Genomic DNA, 23,923 nt, shown 5'->3' with positions numbered 1-23,923 from the left:
ACGGTCATAGCCGAGACCGCGTGCCGGAGCGTGGCAGATGCGCTGCACAAGGCGGCTGATTTAAGGACGGCACGGCCGCGCTCGAGGCCGGACTCGCGGCTATCCTTGCAGCCATCCTCGCGGCGCCCCGCTACGGCAACGCTTTCGCCCGGACCGCGTTGTGGCCCGGGGCGGCCGCCCCCGGAGACGCCGGCATGATCAAGGACCTCTGGTACAAGAACGCCGTCGTCTACTGCCTGTCCGTGCGGACCTTCCTCGACGGCAACGGCGACGGCATCGGCGACTTCGCCGGGCTGGAGCGCCGGCTCGACTACCTGCAGGGCATCGGCATCACGGCGATCTGGCTGATGCCGTTCCAGCCCTCGCCCAAGCGCGACGGCGGCTACGACATCTCCGACTATTACGGCGTCGACCCGGATTACGGCTCGCTCGGCGACTTCGTCGCCTTCACCCACGCGGCCAAGCAGCGGGGCCTGCGCGTCCTCATCGACCTTGTGGTCAACCACACCTCGGACCAGCATCCCTGGTTCCAGTCCGCCCGCTCCGACCCGGATTCGCCCTACCGGGACTGGTACGTCTGGTCGAAGACCAAGCCGCCGCACGCCGACGAGGGCATGGTGTTCCCCGGCGTCCAGACCACCACCTGGACCCGGGACGCCAAGGCGGGGGCCTATTACTTCCACCGCTTCATGCCGTTCCAGCCCGACCTCAACACCGCCCACCCGGCGGTGCGGGAGGAGATCCAGAAGATCATGGGCTTCTGGATCCAGCTCGGGGTCTCGGGCTTCCGCATGGACGCGGTGCCGTTCGTGATCGCCAGGAAGGGCCCCGAGGTCGCGGGCGAGCCCGACGAGCAGTTCGACATGCTGCGCGACTTCCGCGAGTTCCTGCAGTGGCGCCAGGGCGACGCCATCATCCTGGGCGAGGCCAACATCCTGCCCAAGAAGGACCTCGACTATTTCGGCGACGATGCCGACCGGCTGCACATGCTGTTCAACTTCCAGGTCAACCAGGCCCTGTTCTACGGCCTCGCCGCCGGCGACGGGCGCCCCCTGGCCAAGGCCATGCGCAAGACCTGGAACCGGCCGGATTCCGCCCAGTGGGCGGTGTTCCTGCGCAACCACGACGAGCTCGACCTCGGGCGCCTCAGCGAGGCCCAGCGCCAGGCGGTGTTCTCCGCCTTCGGACCCGAGAAGGGGATGCAGCTCTACGACCGCGGCATCCGGCGCCGCCTCGCCCCGATGCTCGGCGGCGACCAGCAGCGCATCGAACTCGCCTATTCGCTGATGTTCACCCTGCCGGGCACGCCGGTGCTGCGCTACGGCGACGAGATCGGCATGGGCGACGACCTCTCCCTCAAGGAGCGCGAATGCGCCCGCACGGTGATGCAGTGGAGCGGAGAGGCCCAGAGCGGCTTCACCCGGAGCGAGACCCCGACCCTGCCGGTGATCGACCACGGCGCCTACGGCTTCGACCACGTCAACGTCGCGCGCCAGCGCCACGACCGCGGCTCCCTCCTGAACTGGATGGAGAGCGTGATCCGCACCCGCAAGGAGGTGCCGGAGATCGGCTGGGGCGACTTCACCGTGATCGAGACGGCCTCGCCGGCGATCCTGGCGATCCGCTACGACTGGGAGGGCAATTCCGTGCTCTGCGTGCACAACCTCGCGGGCACGCCCATGGAGGTCGAGCTCTCGGCCGGCGTGGAAGGGCCGGAGGGCCGCGTCCTCGTCGACCTCCTCACCGGCCGCCGCTGCGAGTCGGACGACGACGGCCTCCACTGCCTGATGATGGAGCGCTACGGCTACCACTGGTTCCGCATCGGCGGCCTCGACGCGCCGCTGAAGCGGCGGGTGGGGTAGGCCCCGCGACTTGTTGCACCCGAGCAGGACCAGCCAGCCGATCCCGATCACGCAGACCATGACTCCGACCCGTTCGCCGGTCTGATTCTGGGCAGCACGTCATGAAAGGCGCGTCGGACCTCCTTCGTATCCGAAGACACGAAGGTGGTCCGACATCCCACGCTTGCAAACTACACGCACTGGCGATACGATTAACGTATCGCGTACAAAACTGATGATCCAGAGCTTTGCAGACAAACACACGGAGGCGCTTTTCGAGGGCGGCCCCTGCCATCGTCAGTGGCGTGCCTTCGAGAAGGTCGCGATGCGCAAGCTCGACATGCTCGACGCCGCGACGATCCTAGACGATCTGCGCTCACCGCCGGGGAACCGGCTGGAACTGCTGAAGGGAAACCGCGCCGGACAGTACAGCATCCGCATCAATGATCAGTGGCGGATCTGCTTCGACTGGATGGAGCAGGGCCCGGAGCATGTCGAGATCGTCGACTACCATTGAAACACCGAACAGGAGATCGGCCATGGCCCGCATCCGCACCCATCCCGGCGAGATCCTCGTTGAGGAGTACCTGACGCCGCTCGCCCTCTCGGCCCGGCAGGTCTCGGCGGAGATCGGCGTGCCGCCCAACCGGGTCTCCGAGATCATCCGGGGCCGGCGCGGCATCACCGCCGACACCGCGATCCGGCTCGGCGTCCGCTTCGGAACCACGCCGCAATTCTGGCTCAACCTCCAGAACGCCCACGACCTCTCGAAGGCGCGGGCGACGGTGGATTATTCCGGCGTCCGCCCCCGCGCGGCCGACCCCGCCGCGACGGCCTGAGGAGCGCCCGGCCCGCTACTTGTTGCGCCCGAGCAGCACCAGCCAACCGATCCCGATCACGCAGACCACGGCGCCGACGGTGATGAAGGCCGGCGTGCCGAGGTCCATGAAGCGCGGGGCGAGCTGCGTCGCGAAGGCGGCGACGATGAGCGCCACCGCGATGCGGGCGGCGGCGCGCTCGATGCCGCGGGTGAGCTTCTCGATGCCCTTCAGCTCGATCTCGACGGTGACGCGGCCCTGCTTCAGGCGCACCAGCATCAGGTGGATCAGGGTCGGCAGCTCGGAGGCCGCGCCGAACAGGCCGGCACCCACCGCCTCGACCTTGCGGGTCAGGCCCTTGATCGAGAACTGCGAGGCGAGCTTGCGCCGCACGGTGGGGCCGGCGGCCGAGAACAGGTCGAAGCCGGGGTCGAGCTGGCGCATCACGCCGTCGGCCGTCACCAGCCCCTTGAACAGGATGGCCAGATCCGTGGGCATGGCCAGGTCGTTCTCGCGAGCCATGGTCATGAAGTCGGTGAGCAACGCCCCGAAATCCAGGGAGGCGCCGGTGTGGCGGGCGACGAAGGCCTGCGACGAGGCCTCGAGCTTGGTCAGGTCCGGGTTGCTCGAGCCGCTCCAGTCGAGGAGCACCGCCATCAGCCCGTCGGAATCCTCCTTGAGCATGGCGCCGATCAGCATCAGGAGCTGGGTGCGGCGGCGCTGGGACAGGCGCCCGATGATGCCGAAATCGATGAAGCCGATCCGGTTGTCCGGCATGATCAGCATGTTGCCGGGATGCGGGTCGGCGTGGAACACGCCCTCGATCAGGGCCATCTGCAGGAAGGCGTCGGTGCCCTTCTGGGCGAGCAGCACCTTGTCGTAGCCGGCGGCGTCCAGGCGGGCATGGTCGTTGGGCGGGATGCCGTGCACGAATTCCTGCACGAGCACCCGCTCGGAGGTCCATTCCCAGTGGATCTTGGGCACCACGATGTCGTCGCGGTCGGCAAAGATCGCCGCGATGGTCTCGCAGTTGCGGGCCTCGTTGATGAGGTCGAGCTCGCCGTAGAGGCCGCTGGCGAGGTGGCGCATCTGCTCCTGGGGCTGGTAGCGCCCGAATTCCGGCCACTCGTCGACCACGATGCGGGTGGCGTGGCCCATCAGGCGCAGGTCCGCCTCGATGGTCTTGCGCAGGCCGGGGCGCAGCACCTTCACCACCACCTCCTCGCCGGTCTGCAGGCGGGCGCGGTAGACCTGGGCGATGGAGGCGGCGGCCAGCGGCGTGGTGTCGAACTCGGCGAAGATCTCGGCGGCCGGGCCGCCCAGATCCTCCTCGAGCTGGGGCCGGATGCGCTCCCAGGGGATCGGCGAGACCTGGCTGTGGAGCTTCTCCAGCTCCTCGGTCCATTCCGGGGTCAGCAGGTCGGGCCGGCTCGCCAGGATCTGGCCGAGCTTGACGAAGGTCGGCCCCAGGGTCTCGATCGCCCGGCGCACCCGCTGGGGCTGCGACAGGCGGGCGATGTCCACCTGCGGCGTCCGGCGCTTGGCGAGGCGCGCCACCTGGGCGAGGCCGAGGCGTTCGACCACCTTGGTGACGCCGAAGCCGATGAGGACGGACGCGATCTCCCCGAGGCGCTGCCGGTCCCGTGCGGCGACGAAGGCGGTTTTCAGCATGTGCGCAAGGGGCCCGGATGGGGAGGGGGACGGTCGGCTCGCCCGGCGAGGCGTGCGGCCGGACCGTGGTTAAGGCCCCGTTAGGCCCGTGGCGAGGCCGAAGTTTGACCGTGGGGCCGCGACACGAAGGCCGCGATGCGGGCGCGGCGGCCCTCGGGTGCCGGTACTCGGGTGGCGACACGGGGGCCTTCGGCGGACGCGGCGGATTCGCGCCCGCACCGATCTCGGGCTAGACAGGCCGCCACCGGCGCCGCTGCGGCGCCCGCCCCCACACCCGCCCCGCGCCGCCGCGGCGCTCAACCCCGCGCCGCCGCGGCGCCATCCCGCGAGACCGACGATGCCAGGCACGCCCCGCGCCGGAATCATTCCGGTGACCCCCTTCCAGCAGAACTGCACCCTGATCTGGTCGGACGAGACCAAGGTCGGCGCCGTGGTCGATCCGGGCGGCGATCTCGACCGGATCGAGGCGGCGATCGCCGCCCAGGGCATCACCATCGAGAAGATCCTGCTCACCCACGGGCATATCGACCATGCCGGCGGCGCGGCCGAGCTGCGCGAGCGCCTCGGCGTGCCGATCGAGGGCCCGCACGAGGCCGACCGCTACCTCCTGGACAGCCTGCCGGAGACCGGCGCCAATTACGGCCTCGACGGCGCCCGGGTGGTGACGCCGGACCGCTGGCTCGGCGACGGCGACGTGGTCGAGGTCGGCGGCCTGGCCTTCGACATCCTGCACGCCCCCGGCCACTCGCCCGGCAGCGTGGTGTTCATGAGCCGCGACGCGCGCTTCGCCCTGGTGGGCGACGTGGTGTTCAAGGGCTCGGTCGGCCGCACCGACCTGCCCGGCGGCAGCCACGAGCAGTTGATCCGGGCGATCAAGGACAAGGTCCTGCCGCTGGGCGACGACGTCGCCTTCATCCCCGGCCACGGCCCCACCAGCACGCTCGGCGAGGAGCGGGTCTCGAACCCCTTCCTGCAGGATTGAGAGTCCGGAGGCTCCGCGCGCAGCACCGCGTCGTCCCGAGGCTGCGCAGCGGACCCGGGATCCGGACGCCCAGGGGGAGCCGAACCTGACGCCGTCGGCGGCTCCGGATGGCACGCCGCCGGCGCGCCCCTTCGGGTCCGGGTTCGCCTGCGGCTCCCCGGAATGACACTGCGTCGGCGCAGGCGGCCATGTCGCTCCGAAGGGGCCACCTCCGCGCGGCGATGCAGCCCTCTCGCGCGGAAGGCTCGCGCGGAAGGCGAGGGACTCGCGCTGCCGGCGAGATGTGCGAAGAGGGCGGTCACGCAGACGCGGGACGTCCGCCCACTCAGCCCAGGAATCAGCCCAGGAAGAAGGGTCAGGCCCATGTCCGATCAGCCGCAGGGAATACCGGAGGCCGTGCGCGCGGGGCGTCCGACGGTGTGGCGCAACCCCGGGAGCCGCCCGGCCGCCGAGATCCTGCCCGGGCTCGCCTTCGGCCTCGCCGAAATCCGCGCGGCGGAGGCTCGCTGGCGCCGATTCGATCCGCTGCTGAAGGCGCTGTTTCCCGAACTCGAGACCGGGCGGATCGATTCGCCCCTGCTGGCGCTGGCGCCGGACGTCGCCGCCCATGTCTGCGGCGGCGCCGGGCCGGCGGTCCGGGTCAAGGCCGATCACGACCTGCCGGTGACGGGCTGCATCAAGGCGCGCGGCGGCGTCTACGAGGTGCTGGTCACCGCCGAGCGGCTGGCCCTGGCCCGGGGCTGGCTGCGCGCGGGCGAGTCCTACGCGCGCCTGGCCGAGCCGGAGATCCGGGCCGCCTTCGGCGCCTTCACCGTGGCGGTGGGCAGCACCGGCAATCTCGGCTTCAGCGTCGGGGTGATGGCGCGCGCCCTCGGCTTCGCGGTCGAGGTCCACATGTCCCACGACGCCAAGGCCTGGAAGAAGCAGCGGCTGCGCGACCTCGGCGCCCGGGTGGTGGAGCATGCCGGCGATTACGGCAGCGCGGTCGCGGCGGCGCGGGACGCCTTCGCGGGCCGGGCGGACGCGCATTTCGTCGACGACGAGAGCTCGGTCGACCTGTTCCTCGGCTACGCCGCGGCGGCCTTCGACCTGCAGCGCCAGCTGGCGTCGGCCGGCATCCGGGTCGATGCCGGGCAGCCCCTGGTGGTCTACCTGCCCTGCGGGGTCGGCGGCGCGCCGGGGGGCGTCACTCTGGGGCTGAAGCTCCTGTTCGGCGACGCGGTGCATTGCGTCTTCGTCGAGCCAGTCGCCGCGCCCTGCATGCTGGTGCAACTCGCCGCCGGGCTCGAGCGGCCGGTAAGCGTCTACGACATCGGCCTCGACAACCGCACCGCCGCCGACGGCCTCGCGGTGTCGAGCGCCTCGCTCCTCGTCGCCGGCACGGTCGGGCCCCTCGTCGCGGCCGTCGTCACGGTGGCGGATTCCGCGCTCTTCGCCGGGGTGCGCGACCTCTGGCAACGGGCGGCCCTGCGCCTCGAACCCTCGGCGGCGGCGGCCTTCGCGGCGGTCGCTCCGACCCTGGCGGCCCGGCCGGACTGGCGCGGCGCGACCCAGGTGGTGTGGACCACCGGCGGGGCCTTGCTGCCCGAGGCGGAGTTCCAGAAGGCCCTGGCCGCGGCGGCGTGAGGGGGGGCGGCCGAGGGGCGGGTCCATCACCCCCGTGCCCTCCGCCTAAAGCACCCCGTCATCCCGGGGCCGCGCAGCGGAACCCGGCGACTGCCTTACGGGTCAAGGGTTTTTGGCGGGCCGTAGGGGGTTTTGGTCTTGAGGACGGCGTTGGCAGTGACGAGGATGCGGCGTGCGATGGCGACGAGGGCGACCTTGGCGGGTTTTCCCTGGGCCCGCAGGCCGAGATAGGCGTCCTTGAGGGTGCGGTCGTGGCGCACGGCGACGAGGGCGCTCATGTAGAGAGCGGTGCGCACGCAGGGGCGTCCGCCGCCGATCATGGCCCGGGGCGGTGCGTTGCCGGACTGGCTCACGTGAGGCGCGAGCCCGGCCAGGCTGGCGATGCTCTTGCGGTCGCGGTGTCCCAGTTCGGGCAGGTCGCAGATCAGGACCCCGGCGACGCGCGGGCCGATGCCCGGCAGGGTGACGAGGAGGCGCTGGGCCTGGGCGCGCTCGGCATCGGCGGCGATGCGGGCGGCCAGTTCGGCCTCGACGGCGGCGCAGGCCGCGTCGAGGGCGGCGATGGTGGCCCGGTGGCTCTGGACGACGGCAGGTTCGTGGGCCTGCTTGAGCCGGGTCTTCTCCATGGCCCGCATGGTGACGAGCTGCTGGCGGCGGGTGGAGAGGGCCTTGAGCGCGCGGGCGGCGGCATCGGGCAGGGGACGGACGGCGTCGGACATCAGCAGAGCAAAGCGGGCGATGAGCTGCGCGTCCAGCCGGTCGGTCTTGGCCCGCCCGCCTTGGCCTCGCGAAACGCCTTGATCCGACGCGGATTGACCACCCCGACGCTGAGACCGGCCTCCACCAGGGCGCTGACCAGGGGCTGGGCGAAGGAGCCCACGGCCTCCAGCACGACCCGCACGACGCCCGTCCGGGTCAGGTGCGTCACCAGCCGGGCGATGTCGCCCGGTTCGTTCTTGTAACGCCGGGTCTCCCCGGTGGGGGCGAGGCCGAGATCGAGGAAGCGTTGGCCGGCATCGATGCCGGCGGCCAGAAGAGCTGCCATGGGACCGGTCCTGTATTCGGGCTGCCGGCGCCAGACCGTGGGAAGGCTTGGCCGGTGCCCAAGCGACTGTTCGATCGAAAAGGCTATCGAGCAGGCGCGCCCGTGCCGGGGCTACGATCTTGCCGTGATCGGGGATCCAACGGACTGCGCCTGCTCGCGCCACTCTACAGCAGCCGGTTCAAGATACAGGGATCCAGACGCGCAGGTGGTGCAAGGAATTACTCGGTCGGCGGCTCTAGATTGCACGCCGCTGGCGCGCCCCTGCGGGTCCGGGCTCGCCTGCGGCGCCCCGGAATGACGGTGTGGATTTGTCGGCGATCGACCGGCTGCAGCTAGTCGGGATCGGGGTCAGGCAGGGGCGGCTCCACTCGCGGACACTCGGCCGCGTAGGCGTTCAGGATCGACGGCAGCAGGCCCGGGAAGCGGGCCTCCACCTCGTCCCAGCGCGAGTGATTGCGCATCTCGACGCCGTGGCGCTCGCTGCGGATCAGCCCGGCCTCGCGCAGCACCTTGAAATGGTTGGAGAGGGAGGATTTCGGGATCACCCGGTCGCCCACCGCCGAGAGGGCGGAGCAGGCCTCGACGCATCCCGCGCGCATGATGTTGGCGAAGATCGCGGCCCGGTTCGGGTCGGCCAGCGCGTGCAGGATCGCACGCGTCTGCAGATCCTCGGGGGCCGGATGGAACAGCGGTCTCATGTTTTTGACATATGGGGCCTTGATCCGCGCTTCGGAAGTTCCGAACTTTCGAACTATGGGAGCCGAGGTGCCACGGTGGCGCCGGCCCATACCGAAAGGCTGCACAGATGTCGAAGCTACAGGGCAAGGTCGCCGTCGTCACGGGCGCGTCGAAGGGCATCGGCGCGGGCATCGCCCGGGCGCTGGCGCGGGACGGCGCGGCGGTGGTGGTCAATTACGCCTCGAGTCAGGCGGGCGCGGATGCGGTGGTCTCGGAGATCACCGGCGCGGGGGGCCGGGCGATCGCGGTCCGGGCGGACGTCTCCAAGCCCGCGGAGGCGCAGGCCCTGATCGAGGCGGCGGTCTCACGGTTCGGCCGGCTCGACGTGCTGGTCAATAATTCCGGCGTCTACGAATTCGCCGCGATCGAGGAGGTCACGGAGGCGCATTACCGCCGGCTCTTCGACATCAACGTGCTCGGCGTCCTGCTCGCCTCCGGGGCGGCGGCCAGGCACCTCGGGGAGGGCGGGAGCATCGTCAACATCTCCTCGGCCATCACCCACGTGAACACGCCGGCCGCCACGGTCTATAGCGGCACGAAGGGCGCCGTGAACGCGATCTCGGGGGTGCTCGCCAACGAGCTCGCGCCGCGCCGCATCCGCGTCAACACGGTCAGCCCGGGCTACGTGACGACCGAGGGCACGCACAGCGCCGGCATCGCCGGCTCGGAGATGGAGGCCGGCTTCATCGCCCAGACTCCGCTCGGCCGCGCCGGCCTCCCGGGCGACATCGCCGACGTCGTCGCCTTCCTGGCCTCGGACGAGGCCCGCTGGCTCACCGGCGAGAACATCACCGCCAGCGGCGGCGTTCGCTGAACGGTCCGGCCTCGGGCGCCCCGACGGGGCGTCGCGAGGCCGGAGCCGCCCCGATCAGAGGCCCGGCGGCACCCAGATCGGCAGGGCCGCGGCGTCGACGGCGCGGGGGAGCAGGCCCTCGGCGCGGAAGGCGTCCGCGATGGTCTGCTGCTCGGCGAGGCCGGCGCGGGTGACGGGCTCGACCCGGTAGCTGCGCCGGGCGTTCGCTTGGGCGACGATGGCCGGGTCGAGCTTCCAGAGGGCGCCGAGGCGGGCGGCGGCGGCGTCCGGGTTTGCCTTCACCCAGGCCCCGGTCTCGCGCAGCTTGCCGAACAGGAGCGCGAGCACGTCGGCGCGCTGCGTCGCGTAGTCGGCGCCGGCGAGGTAGTAGCGCTTGTACTGGGACAGGCCGGTGCCGTCCCGCAGGACGCGGGCGCCGGTCTGCTGCTCGGCCGCCGACAGGAACGGGTCCCAGGCGACCCAGGCCTCGGCGCTGCCGCTGGCCAAAGCCGCGCGCCCGTCCGCCGGCGTCAGGTAGGCCGGGCTGATCGCCCGGAAGGGGAGCTTCTCCGCCGCGAGCGCGGCCAGCAGCAGGTAGTGGCTGCCGGCCCCCTTGGTCACCGCGACCTTGCGGCCCTTGAGGTCGGCCACCGACCGGATCGGCGAATCGGCGGCGACTAGGATCGCCTGCGCGCTCGGCGAGGCCGCCTCCTCGGCGATATAGGCGATCCGCGCCTGGGCGGCCTGGGCGAAGATCGGCACGGTGTCGGCGACATCCGCCGACACGTCGATCTGGCCGGCATTCAGGGCCTCCATAATCGGCAGGCCGCTGGTGAACTCGTGCCACGTGACCGTGACGGCGAGCGGCGCCAGGGCCTTCTCCAGGGCGGCATCCTCCTTGAGCAGGGCGATCAGCGTCGAGGATTTCTGAAATCCGATGCGGAGCCTGGCCCCCTCGGCCGCCCGGCCGGCGCCAGGCGTGAGGGCGAGGAGGCTCAAGCCGGCGGCGGCGCGAAGGGCGTGGCGGCGATGGATCATGGATCGGAATCTCGTCTCGTCAGGGATGCTTGTGGATCGAGTCGACCCAGTGGACGGTCTCGGGCCGCTCGACCGGCTCGACGTCGGTGATGTTAACCACCACGGCCTCGTTGTCGGAGCGCACCAGGACGCAGTTCAGGGGCTGGTCCGGGTCGGCGTTGATCTCCTGGTGCGGCACGTAGGGCGGCACGAAGATGAAGTCGCCGGGGCCGGCCTCGGCCACGTATTCGAGCCGGTCGCCCCAGCGCATCCGGGCGCGGCCCGAGACCACGTAGATCACGCTCTCCAGGGCGCCGTGGTGATGGACGCCAGTCTTGGCGTCGGGGGCGATCGCGACGGTGCCGGCCCAGATCTTCTGGGCGCCGACGCGGGCATGGTTGATCGCCGCCTGCCGGAACATGCCCGGCGTCTGGGCCGTGTTGGCGTCGAGCCTGTCGCCGGGGATCACCCGCACGCCGTCGTGCTTCCAGCGCTCGGCCGCCTCGTGGGCGTGATCGTGGTGGGTGTGGTCGTGGTCGTGGTCGTGGGGATGACTGTGGTCGCCGTGCATGGATCGCCTCTCGCGCTGGGGGGTCGCGGCCTATCGTACCGCAGCGGCGCCGGGTTCGAAGCTGCGATCGAGGATCGCCGCGGCGTTCGGCGCGCGGGCCTGGGGGATGAGTCCGGAGCGGACGTAGAAGTCGATGTTGCGCTGCTCGTCGGCGATCACCGCCGCGTCGATCGGCACGGCCCGGTACTGCGCCCGCGCGAACCAGCGCAGGGGCACCGCCTCGGGCAGGCCGATCAGCTTCGACCACACGGCGGCATAGGGGGCGGGGTCCTTCAGGGCCCAGTCCCGCGCGGCCACGAGGCGCCGGCCGAAATCGGCGAGCTGCGCCCGCTTGGTCTTCAGCGCCGCGTCGCTCGCCACCGCGAAGCTGAGGCCCGGGGTGATGCCGTTGCCGTCCCGGACCACCCGGGCGAGGCCGGCGAGCTCGGCGGTGGAGGTGTAGGGCTCCCAGGTCGCCCAGGCATCGACGCTGCCGCTAGCGAGCGCGATCTTGGCATCCGCCGGCGGCAGGAAGCGCAGGGTCACGGCGCTCGCGGGCAGGCCCGCCTCCTCCAGCGCCGCCAGCACCACCTGGTGGCCGATGGAGCCGCGGTTGGTGGCGATGCTCTTCCCCTTCAGGTCGGAGACGGACCGGATCGGCGAGTCCTTGCCCACCAGGATCGCGAGGCCGTCCTGCCGGTTGCGGAAGGCCAGGAACGCCTTCACCGGCACTCCGGCGGCGGCCGCGAAGGTGAAGGGCGCGTCGCCGACTCCGCCGGCATCGATCGCCCCGGCATTGAGCGCCTCCAGCAGCGGGGCCGCGGCGGGAAACTCGCTCCAGTCGAGGCGGTAGGGCAGGTCGGCCAGCACGCCGGCCGCCTCCATCAGCGCGCGGGCATTGCCGCGCTGGTCGCCGACGCGCAAAACCGTCTCGTCGGCGCGGGCGAGCCCCGCGAGGGTCAGGAGCGTCGGGGCCAGAACCGCGAGGACGCGCCGCATCACGCCGCCTCCGCCCGGGTGCCGCGCCGGGCCAGGAGCCGGCGGAAGGCCGGGATCAGGGTGCGGCCATACGCGAGGGCGTCCTCCAGCGGGTCGAAGCCGCGGATCAGGAAGGTGCGCACCCCGAGGTCGTGATAGGCCAGCAACGCCTCGGCGACCTGCTCGGGCGTACCGACCAGCGCGGTGGAGTTGCCCGACGCCCCGGTCTCCCGCGCGATGGCGGTGTAGAGCCGGGCGTCGAGACGGTTCCCCTGCGCGGCCGCCGCCAGCAGCCGGCGCGAGCCCTCGTTCTGCGGCGCGGCCGCCGGGCCGAGCCCCTGCGCGGCCCGGGTGGCGCGGGTCCGGGCCAGGATCTCCTCCGCCCGCGCCCATGCGGCCTCCTCGGTCTCGGCCAGTATCGGCCGGAACGACAGGCTGAAGCGCGGGGCGCGTCCGTGCGGGGCCGCCGCGGCGCGGACCTTGGCGACGGCCTCGCGGACCTGGTCGAGGCTCTCGCCCCAGAGGGCGTAGGTGTCGGCATGGCGGCCCGCCACCGCGATGGCGGCCGGCGAGGCACCGCCGAAATAGACCGGGATGCCGCGCGGATCGACCGGCTTCACCTCGGAGAAGCCGCGTTCGACCCGGTAATGCGCGCCGGCGAAGTCGAAGGGGCTCGCGGCGGTCCAGACCTGCCGGGCGACGGCCAGGAACTCGTCGGTGCGGGCGTAGCGCTCGTCCTTGGTCAGGTGGTCACCGTCCTGGGCGAGCTCGCGGTCGTCGCCGCCGCTGATGGCGTGGATGGCGACACGGCCCCCGGTGAGCTGGTCGAGGGTCGCGAACTGGCGCGCGGCCACCGTCGGGGCGGTGAAGCCGGTGCGGTGGGCGATCATCAGGCCGATGCGGTCCGTCACCGCCGCGATCTGCGCCGAGAGCAGGATCGCGTCGGGCGCGGTGGCGTAGAACGCCACCAGGATGCGGTCGAACCCGCCCCATTCATGCGCCTGGGCGAGCAGGCGCAGGTAGTCCCGGTCGATGGCCGGGCCAGTGGGCTCGTGGGTCTCGGACTGGTAGCGCGGGGCGGCGAAGCCGATGAACTCGACGGCGTCGGGGCTGAGGAAGCTCATGGGGTCTCCTTGTGGCCAGGGGCGGAGCGAGGGGCGGAAGTCGGGGGGCGGGCGTCCGCCCGGGGTCAGAGGGCGAGGGCGGCCCGGCCGGCGGCGGTGCGCACGGCATCGCCCTGGGGCCAGTGGATGCGCCCGCACAGGACGTCGCGCAGGTGCCGCTCCAGCGGGTTGGCGCGGGACAGGCCGGGATTGCCGGACAGCTCCACCGCCCGCTGCACCACCGCGACCGCGTTCTCGGTCACCGTGAGCTTGAGGAAGCCGGATTCCTCGGGGGAGGGGGCGGCGCCCTGGTCCGTCTCCGCGGCGAGCGCGCGGATCAGGCGGGCGTCGAGGGCCAGGAGACGCGCGTTCTCGCCGACCGCCTCCTGGAAGCGGGGCAGGGTGGCGAGGCTGTCGCCGAGGCTCGCCGGACGGCGGCCCTGGGCGAAGGTGACGAGCCAGGCCTGGGCCGCCCGGGCGACGCCGTCGTAGAGGGCGGCGATCAGCACGCCGTTCCAGGCCTGCTGGTCCGGATCGGGCACGCGCCAAGCCTCCGGGGCGCGCAGATCCACCGCGTGGTCGTGCGGCACCCAAACGTCGTCGAAGGTCACGTCGTGGCTGCCGCTGGCGCGCAGGCCGAGATGGTCCCAGCTCTCGACCACGCGGACCCCCGGCGCATCCATCGGCACCAGGAGATTGCCGATGCGCGGCGCGGCCTCGTCGGTGCGGGCGAAGACGAGCCCGTAGGCGAGGGCGGGGCTGCCGGTGGAGAAGATCTTGCGGCCGCTGACGCGCCAGCCGTCGGCGGTCGCCCGCGCCACCGTCGCGGGGATGCCGCCGCGCGCCGGCGTCCCGAGATCCGGCTCGACCCGCAGGGCGTTGATCAGGGCGCCGTCCGCGACGGCGGCCCGCCCGATCCGGTCCGCGAGCCCGGCCGGCCAGCGGGCGGCGCGGGGGATGAGGGCGTGCTGGACGAGGTGCATCGCCAGGACCAGGGCCGTCGACGGGTCGCCCTGCGCCAGGGCGCCGATCGTCGAAGCGGCCTGACCGAGGCCGGCCCCGGCACCGCCCAGCCGCTCCGGCACGGTCAGGCCGAGGAGCCCCGCATTCCGCAATTCGGCGATGTTGCCGTGCGCGAACTGCCCGGTGCGGTCGGACTCCGCCGCCCGCTCGACAAAGCGCGCGGCGAGGGCGGCGACGGGGTCACGCATGGGGAAAGCGGAAGGCATCGGGCGGAGCAGGATTCGCGATGTTCGGGGCGCGCGAGCGCGGGATTGGGGCGGCCCGGCCAGGGGCGGCAGCACCGGTCTATCGTCCGGCTCAAGCCGCCGTGAGTCAACGAGAACGTTCGTTTTTAAGAACGAGCCCTTGCAGAAGACCCTTTTCCGAACGCGGGAATCGCGAGAAGATCTTGCGCCGAGATCTTCAGCTAAGCCCGAACGCGCCCCGAAACCTGCGGATCGGCCCGGCCTCAGAACTCGCCGTTGCGAAAACCTGCGCGGTCTTGTTCTCTATAAAGAACGCTCGTAAGAGCCGGGCCGACCCGCCTGCCGGAGCCCCGACCCATGACCACGACTTCCCGGCCCCTGCCCATCGCGGTCATCGGCGGCGGCTTCAGCGGCATGATGGCGGCGGAGCAGCTGCTGCGCGCCCTGCCGCCGGAGCGCCCGGTCGCGCTCTACGAGCGGGACCACGCCTTCGGCCTCGGGCTGGCCTATTCCACCCCGAACCCGGACCACCTCCTCAACCTGCGGGCGGCCCAGATGAGCGCCGATCCGGAGCGGCCGGAGGCGTTCTCGGACTGGCTGGCCCGGGCCGAGCTCGACCCCGTCGAGCGGACCGGCCTGCGCGAGACCGAGGCCGGCACCTTCGCCTCGCGGGGGCTGTACGGCCGCTACCTCGCGGAGCGCTGGGCGCGCCTGAGCGCCGAGGCCGGCGACCGGCTCATCGCGGACAGGACCGGGATCGTCGATGTCGAGCCGGTGCCGGAGGGCTTCCGGCTGCACGGCGACGGCGTGCCGCCCCGGCTCGTGGCGGGCCTCGTCCTGGCGATGGGCAACCTCCCGGGGCCGGTGGTCGCGCCGAGTCGCTACCGGCTCGATCCTTGGCGCCCGGAGGCCTTCGGCACCCTCGATCCGGAACGCGACGTACTGGTGATCGGCACCGGCCTGACCATGATGGATTCGGTGGCGGCCCTGCGCCGCGAGGGCTTTCCCGGGCGCATCGTCGCCGTGTCCCGCCGGGGGCTGCTGCCGAAGCCCCACGCGGCGGTGCCGCCGGGCCGGCGCCCGAACCTCACCCCCGAGATCCGGGCCTCGGCGCGCAGACTCTTCGCCGCCGTGCGGGGCGAGATCGCGGCGGCCGGCGCGGCCGGCGAGGATTGGCGCGGGGTCATCGACGCCCTGCGACCGATCACCGACGCGCTCTGGACCGGCCTGCCGCGGGCCGAGCAGGCGCGCATCCTGCGCCACGTCCGCCCCTACTGGGACGTGCACCGCCACCGCACGGCGCCCCCGGCCGCTGAGGCCGTCGCGGCGGAGATCCGCGCCGGCGGCCTCGTCGTGCGGGCGGCGCGCATCCTCGCCGTCGACGAGGCGCCGGACCGGGCGGTGGTCACGCTCCGCCCGCGCGGCACCGGCCGGCGCGAGCGGATCGACGCCCAGGGCATCCTCGACGCCACCGGCTTCAGCCGGCTCGCCGAGACAGCCGACCCGCTGATCCGCAACCTGCTGGCCCGCGGCCTCGTCAGGCCCGGCCCGTTCGGCCTCGGGATCGCGGCGAGCCCCGGCGGCAAGGTCGCGGGCCCGCCGCACGAATCGCCGATCTGGGCCTTCGGGCCGATGCTGCGCGGCGTGGTCTGGGAATGCATCGCGGTGCCCGACATCCGCGATGCGGCCCGCCCCCTCGCCCGGGCGGTGGCCGACCACCTGGGCGACCGGCTCGCCGCTTGAGCCTTTCGTCGAATCGCCCTTCGGCGCGACGCCGCTCTCCCCTTCGACTGATCTTTGGAAGCACATTTCCGTGCGATGCGGCTAATCTCAAGATGATCGGCAGCCCCCGCATGCCGCCGACCGGAGACGATCCGATGATCCAGCCGATTCACCTCTCCCGCCGCCCCGCCCTCTGTTGCCCGAGCCTCGTACGCGACGCGACGCAGACGGGCAGATCTTTCGGCAGGGACGAGGACCATGAGCTTTCACACCACAGCCTTTGAGCCGGCCGGGGCGGCCAGCCCCGCGCTTCTCCACGGGGCGCGCAGCGCCCGGCGCAGCTACGGCCGGGCCGCCGTCGCCGCGGCCATCGAGAACGGGCTCCTGCCCGACGAACTCTCCGAGATCCTGGCCGGCCGCCGGGTCGTCGAGGCCTTCCCCGTCGGCTGGCGCGAGAGCGTGTCGGACTATGCCGACCGGGCCGTGGCCGAGATGATGGTGGCCTACCTGAGCCAGCCCATCGGCTGACGCCCCACACCCCCAGACCGACCTGCCGACGACCCTGACGGATCGGGCTCCCGCGAGCCTCGGAGACGACGATGACGCATGCCCTCCTGTCCCGGCGCCGCCTCCTGCGCGCAGGCGCTTCGGTCGCGGCGGCCCTACCCTTCGGCCTCGCCTCGGACGCGGGACGGGCCTGGACGCCCGGCCCCGGGCTGCCCTTCGATCCGGGGCCGCTCTGCCGGGCCGCGGCCGAGACCGCCGCCGCGACGGGTCCGCAACGGCCGATCAAGCTGGCCTGGAACGCCAACGCGATCTGCACGGCCTCCGCGCCGGTGGCCAAGGAGAGCGGGATCTTCGCCGCCCACGGCCTTGACGTGGAGTTCGTCAATTTCGGCGGCTCGACCGAGGCGCTGCTGGAAGCGATCGCCACGGGCAAGGCCGATGCCGGCATCGGCATGGCCCTGCGCTGGCTGAAACCCCTGGAGCAGGGCTTCGACGTGAAGATCACCGCCGGGTTGCACGGCGGCTGCCTGCGCCTGCTTGGGGCCAAGTCCGCCGGCATCAGCGACATCGCCTCCCTGAAGGGCAAGACCATCGCGATCAGCGACCATGCCAGCCCGGCCAAGAACTTCTTCGCGCTGCTGCTGTCCGATGCCGGGATCGACCCGGAGCGCGAGGTGGAGTGGCGGCCATACCCCTCCGATCTCCTCAACCTCGCGGTGGAGAAGGGCGAGGCGCAGGCGCTTGCCGATTCCGATCCGCGCACCTGGATCTGGCTCAAGGATTCCCGCCTCACCGAGGTCGCCACCAACCTGACCGGGATCTACGCCAACCGCTCCTGCTGCGTCGTGGCTCTGCGCGGCAGCCTGATCCGCAACGACCGGGCGGTCGCCACCGCGCTCACCCGCGCGGTGCTGGCCGGCGGCCATCGGGTCCATGCCGACCCGGAGGAGGCCGCCCGCGTCTTCTCGAACTACGGCGGCAAGGGCTCCGTGGCGGACCTGGCGGCAATGCTGCGCAGCCACACCCACGGCCATGCCCCGGTGGGCGCCACGCTGAAGCAGGAGATCGCCCTCTACGGCGACGAACTGAAGCGCGTGAACGTCCTGCGCCGGAGCACCGACACGGCGAAGTTCGCCGAGCGCGTCTATGCCGACGTGCTGAGTTGAGGAGTGCCACCGTGACCAGCGCCCTCTCGAACGCCCTCCCGCGGCGCGGCCGCGCCGGGGCAACCCGCTCCCCGGACGCCACGAGGGGACCGGCCCGGCCGCGCATCGGCGATGCGGCCGCCGGCCTGCGCCGCACCGGCGCGATCGGATGGCGCGTCGTCGCGGCCGGAGTCGCCTGGCTCGGCCTGGCGGCGGTCGCCACCGGCCTGCCCGAGGACGGGGACTTCCCCTACACGGCGGTCCTCGCCCAGGGCGCCGCGGTGTTCGGCGGCGTCCTGGTCTTGGCCGGCCTCGTCCGGACCCGGCTCGGGCGGCTTGGTGCGCGCCTCGGGCATTGGGGGCCGTGGCTCCTGGTGCTCGGCCTCGGCCTAATCGCCTGGGAACTCGTCACGGCGAAGTACGCGCTCCTGCCGATGCCGTTCTTTCCGCCGCCCCAGGCCATCCTCGAAGTCTTCCTGGAAGACTGGCCGAAGCTCGGCGGCAGCATCCTGGCCTCGCTGAAACTCCTGGCGGGGGGCTACCTGCTCGGGGCGCTGGCGGGCTTCGCCCTCGGCGTCGCGGTAGGCTGGTCGCGCAGGGCCGGCTACTGGGTTCATCCCGTGCTGCGCTTCGTCGGCCCGCTGCCGGCCACCGCCTGGCTGCCCCTGGCCTTCTTCGTGTTCCCCTCGTCCTGGTCGGCCTCGACCTTCCTGGTGGCTCTGGCCACCGGCTTCCCGGTCACGGTGCTGACCTGGTCGGGCATCGCGGCGGCCAACAAATCCTATTACGACGTCGCCCGCACCCTCGGGGCGTCGCAGAGCTTCCTGATCCGCAAGGTGGCGATCCCGGCGGCCCTGCCGCACGTCTTCGTCGGGCTGTTCATGGGGCTCGGGGCCTCCTTCGCCGTGCTGGTCGTGGCCGAGATGCTCGGCGTGAAGTCCGGCCTCGGCTGGTACCTGCAATGGGCGCAGGGCTGGGCGGCCTACGCCAACATGTACGCCGCGCTCATCGCCATGGCGCTGATGTGCTCGAGCCTCATCACCCTGCTGTTCCGCCTGCGCGACCGGGTGCTGTCCTGGCAGAAAGGCCTCGTCCAATGGTAGCCGCCCCGCTTGCGCACGCGACGCCCCGCGGCGCGGCGCTCGACATCCGCGGCGTCTCCCACGCCTTCCGGATCAAGGACGCGCCTTTGCCCGTCCTCGACCGCATCGATCTCGCGATCGAGCCCGGCGCTTTCGTTGCGCTGCTGGGCCCCTCGGGCTGCGGGAAGTCGACCCTGCTGCGCCTCGCCGCCGGCCTCGAACCCCCGGATGCCGGCCGCCTCGACCTCGACGGCGTGGCCATCACCGGCCCCGATCCGAGCCGGCTCCTCGTCTTCCAGGACCCGACGCTCTATCCCTGGCGGACGGTGCGGGGGAACGTGTCGCTCGGCCTCGAGGCCCGCGGCCTGCTGCGCCACAACAGGCACCGGGTCGACGCCGCGCTGGCCCGCGTCGGCCTCGCCGACTTCGCCGACGCCTATCCGCACCAGCTCTCCGGCGGCATGGCCCAGCGCACGGCCCTGGCCCGGGCGCTGGTCAACGATCCGCGCCTGCTCCTCCTCGACGAGCCCCTGGGTAAGCTCGACGCCCTGACCCGGCTGACCCTGCAGGGCGAGCTCGTCCGGCTCTGGCAGGAGACCGGGCTGACCGCCATCCTCGTCACCCACGACGTGGAGGAGGCGCTGGTGCTCGCCCAGCGGGTCGTCGTTCTCAGCGACCGCCCGGCGCGCATCCGCGCCGACATCGCCAACGACGCGCCCTATCCGCGCCACCGCGACGACCCCGACCTGATCCGCCGGCGCCGGGAGATCCTGGCGATCCTTGGGCACGACGCCTAGGACGGGTCCCCGGAGGGCGGGGCGGGGGACCGCCGGGCGCGGGTGTGCAGCAGGTTCAGGATCAGCGCCGTCCAGCCCGTCTGGTGCGAGGCGCCGAGGCCGCGGCCGGTGTCGCCGTCGAAGAACTCGTGGAACAGCAGCGCCTCCTCGGCGCCGGGGGCGGCCGGGATCGGCGGGCGGTCGCCGAAGATCGGGCGGCGGCCCTCCGCGTCCTTGGCGAACAGGGCGATCAGCCGGTCCTCCAGGGCGTCCGCGATGGCCGCGAGGGTGAGGTGGTCGCCCGAGCCCGTGGGGTATTCCACCAGGAAGTCGTCGCCGTAATAGGTGTGGAAGCGGCGCAGGGCCTCGATGATGAGGTAGTTCATCGGCATCCAGACCGGCCCGCGCCAGTTCGAGTTGCCGCCGAACATGTTCGAGGTGGAATCGGCTGGGTCGTAGCGGACCGTGAAGGAGGCGCCGAACTCGTTGAGCGCGTAGGGCTGGTCCCGGTGCGCCTTCGAGAGGGAGCGGATGCCGTGGGCCGAGAGGAACTCGGCCTCGTCGAGCATCCGGCGCAGGAGCGCCTTCATCCGGTGGCCGCGCAGCAGCGACAGGAGCTTGCGGTCCTGCACGCCGCCCTCGTCCCAGCGCGAGACCAGGCAGGCGAGGTGGGGGCGGTTCTCCAGGAGCCAGTTCAGGCGCCGGGCGAAATCGGGCAGGCGCTGGAGCACCCAGGGCTCGATCACCTCGACGGCGAAGAGCGGCACCAGCCCCACCACCGAGCGGACCCGCAGGGGCAGCATGCCGCCGCCCGGGATGTCGACCTCGTCGTAGTAGAACTCGTCCTCCTCGTCCCAGAGGCCGAAGCCCTCGCCGCCCATGTCGGTCATCGCCTCGGCGATGAGGAGGAAGTGCTCGAAGAACTTCGAGGCGGTGCTCTCGTAGACGTCGTTGTGGAGCGCCAGTTCGAGGGCGATGCGCATCATGTTGAGGGCGTACATCGCCATCCAGGCGGTGCCGTCAGCCTGGTGGATACGGCCGAAGCCCGGCGGCGGGCGCGAGCGGTCGAACACCCCGACATTGTCGAGGCCGAGGAAGCCGCCCTGGAAGACGTTGCGGCCGTCCGCGTCCTTGCGGTTCACCCACCAGGTGAAGTTGATCAGGAGCTTGTGGAACACGCCCTCCAGGAAGGCGAGGTCGCCGCGGCCGCCGCGCCGGTCGCGGTCGATCTCGAAGACCCGGTAGGTCGCCCAGGCATGGACCGGCGGGTTGGCGTCGCCGAACTCCCACTCGTAGGCCGGCAGCTGGCCGTTGGGGTGCATGTACCATTCGCGGGTGAGGAGCAGGAGCTGCTTCTTGGCGAAGTCCGGATCGAGCAGCGCGAGCGGCAGGCAGTGGAAGGCGAGGTCCCAGGCGGCGAACCAGGGATATTCCCAGGTGTCCGGCATCGAGAGCACGTCCGCCGCGGCGAAGTGGCGCCAATGCGCGTTGCGGCCGTTGTCGCGTTCCCGCGGCGGCACGGGCTGGAGCGGGTCGCCCTTGAGCCAGAGCCGGACGTCGTAGGCATAGAGCTGCTTCGACCAGATCAGGCCGGCGGCGGCCTGCCGGTGGATGGCGCGGGAATCGGCGTCCCCGATGCCGTCCTGCAGCGCCTCGTAGAAGGCGTCCGCCTCGGCGATGCGGCGGTGCACGATGGTGCCCTCGCGGTCCACCGGGCGCAGGCGCGCGCCGGCCGAGAGGCGCAGGGTGACCCGGGTGGTCTCCCCCGGCTCGAGCTGGCGGAAGTAGTGCAGCCCGACCTTGGTGCCGGCATCGCGCCGCACGGCGCCGTCGTCGCCGTCGACGATCGCCGCGTGCAGGCCGTCCTTGAACGGGCCGGGCGCGTCGGGCTCCCAGCCGTGCAGGCGCAGGTTGGTGTCGTTCTCGCAGAAGAGCGGATCGGGATAGCCGTCGAAGTTGAGCCGGTAGGGCCCGAGGCGGGGATGGTCGCAGGCGATGCCGCCGTCGGGGCGCAGGGTCAGGCTGGGGCGGCTCTGCGCGGCCGTCTCGCGCCAGGACCAGGTGTTGCGGAACCAGAGCTGCGGGACGATGTGCAGGTCCGCGGTTTCGGGGCCGCGATTCACCGCCGTGATCACCACGTGGAGGTCCTCCACGTCCTCCTTGGCGTATTCCACGGTGACGTCGAAGAAGCGGTTCTCGGCGAACAGCCCCGTGTCCTCGATCTCGTATTCCGGCTGGTCGCGGCCGCGCCGCAGGCCCTCGCGCACGAGTTCGTCGTAGGGATAGGCCCCCTGGGGATAGCGGTAGAGGAACTTGAGGTAGGCGTGGCTCGGGACCGCGTCGAGGTAGTGGTAGACCTCCTTGACGTCCTCGCCGTGGTTGCCCTCCTCGTTGGCGAGGCCGAACAGCCGCTCCTTGAGGATGTGGTCGCGCCCGTTCCACAGGGCGAGGGCGAGGCACATCTGCCCGCGCTCGTCGCAGAGGCCGGCGAGCCCGTCCTCGCCCCAGCGATAGGCGCGCGAGCGCGCCTCGTCGTGGGGCAGCGAGCGCCAGGCATTGCCGTCGCGGCTGTAATCCTCCCGCACCGTGCCCCACTGGCGCTCGCTGAGATACGGCCCCCAGAGGGACCAGGGCCGCTCGCCGCGCCCCTGCTCGGCGATGCGGCGCCGCTCCGCCCAGCCGTCGAGCTCGCTCATGCCGGCCTCCCGGTGCCGCCGGTTCGCCGCGCCGGCCCCGTTCCGGTCCGGAACGGGGCAGGGCGGGCGGCCGAAACGGCGCGGGGACGAGGTTGGAAGGCGGTCATCGGGTCCGGGGGCCTGCGGGACGAGAGGCGGCTCAGATGCATCATCAGCGCCAAGCCGGCCAGGGGCGGTGCGAATTCGCCTGCGTGCCGGGCGCGGATCGCGCCCCGGCGGTCACCACATCGTCTGCCGCGCCCGCTCGGCCCAGGCCGCGTCGTAGGCCTTGCCGCCGAGGCGGCCCTCGCTCAGCCCGGCCAGGATCCGGCCGGGGCTCGGCAGGGATCGGGGATCGACCCGGCTCTCCGGGCGCCACAGGCCGGACCGGATCAGCGCGCGGGCGCACTGGAAATAGACCTCGCCCACGCGGACCACCAGGGCGGTGCGCGGCGCCTTGCCGTCGACGGACTGGCTGGCGAGCAGGGCCGGGTCGTCCTCGATCACCGCCCGGCCGTTGACGCGCAGTGCGTTGCCGATGCCCGGGATGAGGAACATCAGCCCGACCCGCGGGTCGCGCACCACGTTGCGCAGGCTGTCGATCCGGTTGTTGCCGCGCCGGTCCGGCAGGACGAGCGTGCGCGGGTCGGCGACGCGCACGAAGCCCGGGACGTCGCCGCGCGGCGAGCAGTCCAGCCCCTCCGGGCCGACGGTCGCGAGGGCGAGGAAGGGGGCCGCCGCGATGAAGCGCGCGTAATCCAGGGTGACGTGGTCGGCGACCTTGGCCGTCGCGGACTCGCCGACGACGCCGAAATCTCCATAGATGCGCTCCAGCGCCTCGATCGTCTCGACGGCCGCCATCGGTCCTCCTCCCAGCCTGATGGGTCCCGGCAGGAACCGGACCCGTTCCCGCTTCGGCCAAGCCATGACCGAGCCCCGTGACGCCGCTGTGTCCGCCGCGCCACGGGCGGCCATTGTCGGCCGCGCCGCCGGCACTGGAGGCGACGATCCGCGTTGCCCCCTCACAGCCACGCTTCAGTCCGACCGGAGAGCCGTCCCCATGACCCTCAAGATTCTCGCCGCCGCCTCGGCCCTCGTCCTGGCCGGTCTCGGCGCCGCCCAGGCGCAGGGCCTCGTCCAGGGCGCGCAGGAAGGGGCCGCCCGGGGCGAGCTGGCGGCCGGGCCCCTGGGCGCGGTGGTGGGCGGCGCGATCGGCGCCGCCGTCGGCACGGCCAACGGCATCCTCGGTGTCGACCGGCGCGAGCGCTTCCGGATCTATGCCAGCGCCGAGCGGCGCCCGTCCTACGTTTATGCAGGCACCGTCCGGGTCGGCGCGGTGCTGCCCGAGGACGGCGTGGTCTATTACGACGTCCCCGCGGAATTCGCCCTCAAGGGCTACAACTACACCATCGTCAACGACCACCCGGTGCTGGTCGAGCCGGGCACCCGGCGGGTGGTCGAGGTCATCGACTGAGACCGTTTCCGGCTGAATCGTTCGGGTTCTGGCGCGGGTCCCCTCTCCTGGAAGGAGAGGGACAGGGTGAGGTGTGTGACCTTTCCGGAGATGGACCACACCTCACCCCAGCCCTCTCCTTCCAGGAGAGGGAGCGCGTCGCGCACAGGAAACCGTATGAGACCAGACCGCG

General features: G+C 72.2%; 21 protein-coding genes and 1 pseudogene. 12 read left to right on the top strand and 10 right to left on the bottom strand.

Translation table 11 applies throughout. The annotated features are described in order from the left end of the window. Nucleotides 1-194: 194 nt before the first annotated feature. The 3 genes from ACXJY8_RS10570 to ACXJY8_RS10560 all read left to right on the top strand — a co-directional run bounded on the left by ACXJY8_RS10570 (nt 195) and on the right by ACXJY8_RS10560 (nt 2,680). Nucleotides 195-1,862: an alpha-amylase family protein gene (locus ACXJY8_RS10570; RefSeq protein WP_463779753.1), complete on the top strand. Its 1,668-nt coding sequence runs from the start codon at nt 195-197 to the stop codon at nt 1,860-1,862. A 214-nt stretch (nt 1,863-2,076) separates the two neighbouring features. After that, entirely contained in the window at nt 2,077-2,358 is a 282-nt protein-coding gene (locus ACXJY8_RS10565; RefSeq protein ID WP_463779750.1) for a type II toxin-antitoxin system RelE/ParE family toxin, read from the top strand. Between the two features lie 22 nt (nt 2,359-2,380). Next, nucleotides 2,381-2,680: a HigA family addiction module antitoxin gene (locus tag ACXJY8_RS10560; protein ID WP_463779744.1), complete on the top strand. Its 300-nt coding sequence runs from the start codon at nt 2,381-2,383 to the stop codon at nt 2,678-2,680. A gap of 15 nt (nt 2,681-2,695) precedes the next feature. On the opposite strand, the gene ACXJY8_RS10555 is transcribed toward ACXJY8_RS10560, so the two are convergent. Further along, on the bottom strand, nt 2,696-4,330 hold the full coding sequence (locus tag ACXJY8_RS10555; protein ID WP_463779742.1) for an ABC1 kinase family protein: 1,635 nt from the start codon (nt 4,328-4,330) through the stop codon (nt 2,696-2,698). A gap of 337 nt (nt 4,331-4,667) precedes the next feature. Here ACXJY8_RS10555 and ACXJY8_RS10550 point away from each other — a divergent pair, with 337 nt between their 5' ends. Next, nucleotides 4,668-5,312 (top strand): MBL fold metallo-hydrolase, encoded by a 645-nt coding sequence (locus ACXJY8_RS10550; RefSeq protein ID WP_463779739.1) that lies wholly within the window; start codon nt 4,668-4,670, stop codon nt 5,310-5,312. 363 nt (nt 5,313-5,675) lie between these two features. Further along, nucleotides 5,676-6,938: a D-serine ammonia-lyase gene (dsdA, locus tag ACXJY8_RS10545; RefSeq protein ID WP_463779735.1), complete on the top strand. Its 1,263-nt coding sequence runs from the start codon at nt 5,676-5,678 to the stop codon at nt 6,936-6,938. Nucleotides 6,939-7,033: 95 nt separating this feature from the next. On the opposite strand, the pseudogene ACXJY8_RS10540 reads toward dsdA, so the two are convergent. Both ACXJY8_RS10540 and ACXJY8_RS10535 read right to left on the bottom strand, forming a co-directional pair. Continuing rightward, nucleotides 7,034-7,983 (bottom strand): annotated as a pseudogene (locus tag ACXJY8_RS10540) (IS110 family RNA-guided transposase). 332 nt (nt 7,984-8,315) lie between these two features. Next, nucleotides 8,316-8,681, bottom strand: a complete 366-nt coding sequence (locus tag ACXJY8_RS10535; RefSeq protein WP_463779732.1) for an ArsR/SmtB family transcription factor — start codon at nt 8,679-8,681, stop codon at nt 8,316-8,318. Nucleotides 8,682-8,788: 107 nt separating this feature from the next. Between ACXJY8_RS10535 and ACXJY8_RS10530 the strand changes: the two genes are divergently transcribed. After that, complete coding sequence (locus ACXJY8_RS10530; protein WP_463779728.1) at nt 8,789-9,535, top strand: glucose 1-dehydrogenase; 747 nt, start codon at nt 8,789-8,791, stop codon at nt 9,533-9,535. Nucleotides 9,536-9,589: 54 nt separating this feature from the next. On the opposite strand, the gene ACXJY8_RS10525 is transcribed toward ACXJY8_RS10530, so the two are convergent. The 5 genes from ACXJY8_RS10525 to ACXJY8_RS10505 form a co-directional block, all read right to left on the bottom strand. Continuing rightward, entirely contained in the window at nt 9,590-10,552 is a 963-nt protein-coding gene (locus ACXJY8_RS10525; protein WP_463779723.1) for an aliphatic sulfonate ABC transporter substrate-binding protein, read from the bottom strand. Between the two features lie 19 nt (nt 10,553-10,571). Next, nucleotides 10,572-11,102, bottom strand: a complete 531-nt coding sequence (locus tag ACXJY8_RS10520) for a cupin domain-containing protein (RefSeq protein ID WP_463779720.1) — start codon at nt 11,100-11,102, stop codon at nt 10,572-10,574. 30 nt (nt 11,103-11,132) lie between these two features. Then, nucleotides 11,133-12,080: an ABC transporter substrate-binding protein gene (locus tag ACXJY8_RS10515; RefSeq protein WP_463779716.1), complete on the bottom strand. Its 948-nt coding sequence runs from the start codon at nt 12,078-12,080 to the stop codon at nt 11,133-11,135. Beyond that, on the bottom strand, nt 12,080-13,183 hold the full coding sequence (locus tag ACXJY8_RS10510) for an LLM class flavin-dependent oxidoreductase (RefSeq protein ID WP_463779713.1): 1,104 nt from the start codon (nt 13,181-13,183) through the stop codon (nt 12,080-12,082). The genes ACXJY8_RS10515 and ACXJY8_RS10510 overlap by 1 nt, the downstream gene beginning before the upstream one ends. A 65-nt stretch (nt 13,184-13,248) precedes the next feature. Then, nucleotides 13,249-14,391, bottom strand: coding sequence for an acyl-CoA dehydrogenase family protein (locus ACXJY8_RS10505; RefSeq protein WP_463779710.1), 1,143 nt, complete (start codon nt 14,389-14,391; stop codon nt 13,249-13,251). A 336-nt stretch (nt 14,392-14,727) separates the two neighbouring features. On the opposite strand from ACXJY8_RS10505, the gene ACXJY8_RS10500 reads away from it, so the two are divergent. From ACXJY8_RS10500 to ACXJY8_RS10480, 5 genes are all read left to right on the top strand, one after another. Further along, complete coding sequence (locus tag ACXJY8_RS10500) at nt 14,728-16,113, top strand: FAD/NAD(P)-binding protein (protein ID WP_463779707.1); 1,386 nt, start codon at nt 14,728-14,730, stop codon at nt 16,111-16,113. 237 nt (nt 16,114-16,350) lie between these two features. Next, nucleotides 16,351-16,620 carry a hypothetical protein gene (locus tag ACXJY8_RS10495; protein WP_463779705.1) on the top strand — a complete coding sequence of 90 codons (270 nt, stop codon included), beginning with the start codon at nt 16,351-16,353 and terminating at the stop codon, nt 16,618-16,620. Nucleotides 16,621-16,691: 71 nt separating this feature from the next. Then, nucleotides 16,692-17,765: an ABC transporter substrate-binding protein gene (locus ACXJY8_RS10490; protein WP_463779697.1), complete on the top strand. Its 1,074-nt coding sequence runs from the start codon at nt 16,692-16,694 to the stop codon at nt 17,763-17,765. Nucleotides 17,766-17,869: 104 nt separating this feature from the next. Further along, nucleotides 17,870-18,847 (top strand): ABC transporter permease, encoded by a 978-nt coding sequence (locus ACXJY8_RS10485; protein ID WP_463780523.1) that lies wholly within the window; start codon nt 17,870-17,872, stop codon nt 18,845-18,847. Next, complete coding sequence (locus tag ACXJY8_RS10480; protein WP_463779694.1) at nt 18,841-19,623, top strand: ABC transporter ATP-binding protein; 783 nt, start codon at nt 18,841-18,843, stop codon at nt 19,621-19,623. Before ACXJY8_RS10485 ends, ACXJY8_RS10480 begins: the two co-directional genes overlap by 7 nt. Here the strand turns inward: ACXJY8_RS10480 and ACXJY8_RS10475 are convergent. Next, a complete protein-coding gene (locus ACXJY8_RS10475; RefSeq protein ID WP_463779690.1) occupies nt 19,620-22,298 on the bottom strand; it encodes an MGH1-like glycoside hydrolase domain-containing protein in 2,679 nt (892 codons plus the stop codon). The genes ACXJY8_RS10480 and ACXJY8_RS10475 overlap by 4 nt on opposite strands. 219 nt (nt 22,299-22,517) lie before the next feature. After that, nucleotides 22,518-23,138 carry a pyridoxamine 5'-phosphate oxidase family protein gene (locus tag ACXJY8_RS10470; RefSeq protein WP_463779686.1) on the bottom strand — a complete coding sequence of 207 codons (621 nt, stop codon included), beginning with the start codon at nt 23,136-23,138 and terminating at the stop codon, nt 22,518-22,520. A gap of 199 nt (nt 23,139-23,337) precedes the next feature. Between ACXJY8_RS10470 and ACXJY8_RS10465 the strand changes: the two genes are divergently transcribed. Further along, nucleotides 23,338-23,751, top strand: coding sequence for a DUF1236 domain-containing protein (locus ACXJY8_RS10465; protein WP_463779683.1), 414 nt, complete (start codon nt 23,338-23,340; stop codon nt 23,749-23,751). Nucleotides 23,752-23,923: the final 172 nt, after the last annotated feature.

This window comes from Methylobacterium sp. TK31 (assembly GCF_055361545.1).
This window is presented reverse-complemented; position numbering and strand designations above follow the sequence as displayed.

Coding starts and splice junctions, on each gene's coding strand:
- ACXJY8_RS10565 (WP_463779750.1), top strand. CDS start 2,077: ATGATCCAGAGCTTTGCAGACAAACACACGGAGGCGCTTTTCGAGGGC.
- ACXJY8_RS10505 (WP_463779710.1), bottom strand. CDS start 14,391: ATGCCTTCCGCTTTCCCCATGCGTGACCCCGTCGCCGCCCTCGCCGCG.
- ACXJY8_RS10465 (WP_463779683.1), top strand. CDS start 23,338: ATGACCCTCAAGATTCTCGCCGCCGCCTCGGCCCTCGTCCTGGCCGGT.
- ACXJY8_RS10525 (WP_463779723.1), bottom strand. CDS start 10,552: ATGATCCATCGCCGCCACGCCCTTCGCGCCGCCGCCGGCTTGAGCCTC.
- ACXJY8_RS10535 (WP_463779732.1), bottom strand. CDS start 8,681: ATGAGACCGCTGTTCCATCCGGCCCCCGAGGATCTGCAGACGCGTGCG.
- ACXJY8_RS10475 (WP_463779690.1), bottom strand. CDS start 22,298: ATGAGCGAGCTCGACGGCTGGGCGGAGCGGCGCCGCATCGCCGAGCAG.
- ACXJY8_RS10550 (WP_463779739.1), top strand. CDS start 4,668: ATGCCAGGCACGCCCCGCGCCGGAATCATTCCGGTGACCCCCTTCCAG.
- ACXJY8_RS10470 (WP_463779686.1), bottom strand. CDS start 23,138: ATGGCGGCCGTCGAGACGATCGAGGCGCTGGAGCGCATCTATGGAGAT.
- dsdA (WP_463779735.1), top strand. CDS start 5,676: ATGTCCGATCAGCCGCAGGGAATACCGGAGGCCGTGCGCGCGGGGCGT.
- ACXJY8_RS10555 (WP_463779742.1), bottom strand. CDS start 4,330: ATGCTGAAAACCGCCTTCGTCGCCGCACGGGACCGGCAGCGCCTCGGG.
- ACXJY8_RS10495 (WP_463779705.1), top strand. CDS start 16,351: ATGAGCTTTCACACCACAGCCTTTGAGCCGGCCGGGGCGGCCAGCCCC.
- ACXJY8_RS10510 (WP_463779713.1), bottom strand. CDS start 13,183: ATGAGCTTCCTCAGCCCCGACGCCGTCGAGTTCATCGGCTTCGCCGCC.
- ACXJY8_RS10500 (WP_463779707.1), top strand. CDS start 14,728: ATGACCACGACTTCCCGGCCCCTGCCCATCGCGGTCATCGGCGGCGGC.
- ACXJY8_RS10480 (WP_463779694.1), top strand. CDS start 18,841: ATGGTAGCCGCCCCGCTTGCGCACGCGACGCCCCGCGGCGCGGCGCTC.
- ACXJY8_RS10530 (WP_463779728.1), top strand. CDS start 8,789: ATGTCGAAGCTACAGGGCAAGGTCGCCGTCGTCACGGGCGCGTCGAAG.
- ACXJY8_RS10520 (WP_463779720.1), bottom strand. CDS start 11,102: ATGCACGGCGACCACAGTCATCCCCACGACCACGACCACGACCACACC.
- ACXJY8_RS10570 (WP_463779753.1), top strand. CDS start 195: ATGATCAAGGACCTCTGGTACAAGAACGCCGTCGTCTACTGCCTGTCC.
- ACXJY8_RS10560 (WP_463779744.1), top strand. CDS start 2,381: ATGGCCCGCATCCGCACCCATCCCGGCGAGATCCTCGTTGAGGAGTAC.
- ACXJY8_RS10490 (WP_463779697.1), top strand. CDS start 16,692: ATGACGCATGCCCTCCTGTCCCGGCGCCGCCTCCTGCGCGCAGGCGCT.
- ACXJY8_RS10515 (WP_463779716.1), bottom strand. CDS start 12,080: ATGCGGCGCGTCCTCGCGGTTCTGGCCCCGACGCTCCTGACCCTCGCG.